Origin of the sequence: Paenibacillus sp. AR247, assembly GCF_002968895.1 — a bacterium.
In the GTDB taxonomy this organism is placed as follows: Bacteria; Bacillota; Bacilli; order Paenibacillales; family Paenibacillaceae; genus Paenibacillus_AQ; species Paenibacillus_AQ favisporus.
This window is the reverse complement of record NZ_PCZT01000052.1, coordinates 1-2,710: the sequence shown is the minus strand read 5'-3', so window position 1 is coordinate 2,710 and position 2,710 is coordinate 1. Positions and strand designations below refer to the sequence as shown.

General features: G+C 53.1%; 1 protein-coding gene and 1 pseudogene. Both read right to left on the bottom strand.

The window, feature by feature from the left end; genetic code table 11:
* Positions 1-8: 8 nt before the first annotated feature.
* A pseudogene (locus tag CPT76_RS35635) lies at positions 9-1,299 on the bottom strand (Gfo/Idh/MocA family protein).
* Positions 1,300-1,317: 18 nt separating this feature from the next.
* Positions 1,318-2,439, bottom strand: coding sequence for a glycoside hydrolase family 88/105 protein (locus tag CPT76_RS35630; protein WP_258169114.1), 1,122 nt, complete (start codon positions 2,437-2,439; stop codon positions 1,318-1,320).
* Positions 2,440-2,710 lie beyond the last annotated feature (271 nt).

Sequence of the window (2,710 nt, the reverse complement as noted above, 5' to 3'; positions counted from 1 at the left end):
AAACCTCCTTATCTGAATTTGACCAGGTCGTCAATATGAACCGCCTGTCCCGTCCGGATCGAGCGGTTGCGGCAATTCCCGTCAAATCGACTTTGCGCCGTCGATGTGGTTGGCAGCACGCTGAAAACGATCTTCCGCCGGGTCTCCGAAAATATCGCGCAGCAATGCCGGATCGCCTCCGCCGTGACCACCCACGGCCAGCTCCACCTCAACGTCGTACGGCTGGCCGAACATCGGGATAACGCGGATCGATCTCGTTTTCACTGCACCTTCCTGCGCTTTGTCACCTCCCGCATTCACGTAGGATTGTTCGCCAACGGCCATTTCGATGCGACCTTTCGTGCCGTTAAATGCGATTCGATAGCCTTCCCAAGGCATGTACGCATTTAGCGAGTATGTGAGTATGGCATTGTTTTTGTAGCGAACGAGGACGCCCATTGTGTCTTCGATGCTGATCCCGTCGCTAAATACGCTCCGGTCGCGGATGTAGCCGTCCTCTTGCTCAGCATCCAAATACAGCGCCTTCAAGCTTTCGCTTTCATCCATATGAAGCGCGAACGGATCCTCCTTCGCGTTCGGGTGGCCGGTCGACCGGTCATAGAATGAGGTGACGCCTCTTTTTTCTGCGTTTTCCTTCCCATAGAATAGCAAATCGCCGAACGCGAATACCGTCTCCGGCTCGGAGCCGATCCAGAAATTGACCAGATCAAAATGATGCGTCGATTTATGCACGAGCAGCCCGCCGCTGTTGCGTTTGTCCCGGTGCCAGCGCCGGAAATAATCCGCCCCGTGCTTCGTGTTCAGCAGCCATTCGAAGTGGACCGAAGTGACCTGCCCGATCGTGCCGTCCGCAATCAGCTCCCTTGCTTTGGTATGATGCGGAGCATATCTGTAATTGAAGGCGACCCGCACGTTACATCCGGTCCTTTGCACGCAGTCCAGAATTTTCTGGCATTTGTTCTCGTCGACCGTCATCGGTTTTTCCGTAATGACATCACAGCCCAGTTCCATCGCCCGGATGATGTATTGGTGGTGCGTCCGGTCGACCGTCGTGACGATGACGGTATCCGGCTTATGCTCGGCGATCATACGGTCGAAATCACTCGCCGGATAGGTTGGAACCGAATGGCTTCCGTATTTTTCATTAAGCAACTTGTTGGCGTAATCCATACGCGTCCGATTCGTATCGCAGAAAGCAAGCAGCTCCGCTGATTCCTTATATTCCGTGACCAATGCAGAATAAAAAAATTGGGATCGTCCTCCTGTGCCTACCAGCACGTACGTTTTTTTCTTAGGCATCGTCGTCATCGTCCTTTCCTATTCGATTGGCTGCTGTTCCAGCAGCTCGGTTTCGATGGCAGCCATCAGAAACGCCGCCGTTCCTTTCGGATCGTCCTGCCTCGTCGGTTCGCCTATGTAATAGTCATATGATCCGTCCCGAAAGGGACGCCCGCTGAGTCCCGCTACCTTGCAAATGCCGTTAAGGTGAATTTCCCCGTCCCCTTCCGTTACGCAGTGAGTGATTAATCCTTCGAATCCCCGCCGTGCCGCTTGCGCCGCTTCATCCTGCAAATAACCGAGACGACTGCCTTTGGCCAGCGCGTATACAAACATGGCTGATGCGGATGTCTCCAAGTAATTGCTCTCACGGCCCCTTTGATCCAAAATTTGATACCACAATCCGGACGATTCGTCCTGCACACGAATGACCGCTTCCGATAGACGATGAAACAGACCGACAAGCAAGCCCCGCTTTGGATGGTCCAGCGGCAGGTCATCCAGCACGTCGGCAGCGGCCATCATAAACCATCCCACGGCCCGTCCCCAGAAGTGGGGTGAACAGCCAGTATCCGGGTCCGCCCAGCGCTGTTCTTTGCTTTCATCCCAAGCATGGTACAGCAGCCCTGTTATTGGATCCCGGGCTTTACGTTCCATCAGCTCAACTTCCCTTGCCGCTTCGTCATACCAGGAGGTCTCGCCGCTTAAGGACGCATAGGACGTCATAAATGGTGCCGTCATGTAGACGCCGTCCAGCCACATCTGGAACGGATATATTTTTTTATGCCACAGTCCCCCGTCGCTTGTTCGTGGATGACCTTTCAGCTGCAATGCCAGCCATTCGATCGCCGACCGGTATTTCCCGTCGCCCGTCTCTCGAAGCAGTGCGAACAGTGGCTTGCCGGAATTGATTTGATCGACGTTATAGTCGTTCAAGCGGTAGCCGCGAATGGAGCCATCCTCCTGAACATACAAATCCACGTTTGTTTTCACATAGTTGAAATACCGGATGTCACTGGTTTTGTGCCACATTTTTTCCAACGCGGTGAGCAGGCAGCCGATTTCATAATTCCAGGACAGGCGCGAATAAAAAGGCAAGTCAGTAACCAGCGGGTAGCGCGCAATGAAAGAACGCGCCCATTTATCCGACCAGCGTTCCATGAACATCTCCCCTTTCTGAGATTCATCCTAGTCGCAGTTATACCTTGACGGCAACCGATCGAATCACCATCATATAGGCCATTCCCTTATCCTGCGGCCGTCTGAAGGATCGGTTTATTTCCCGCAGAATCGGTTGATCCAATCAGCATGGCTGTAACCAGACGCTAATCGGGTATATGTCCTGTAAAATATTAAAGGCCGGGCACTGTATGCCCGACCTTCGCTCTATTACGAATTACAATGATGCATTTTTGATAACCTCAAGCGCCTT

Excerpts from the sequence above, each read along its gene's own strand:
- CPT76_RS35630 (WP_258169114.1), bottom strand. The coding sequence starts at position 2,439 with ATGGAACGCTGGTCGGATAAATGGGCGCGTTCTTTCATTGCGCGCTAC.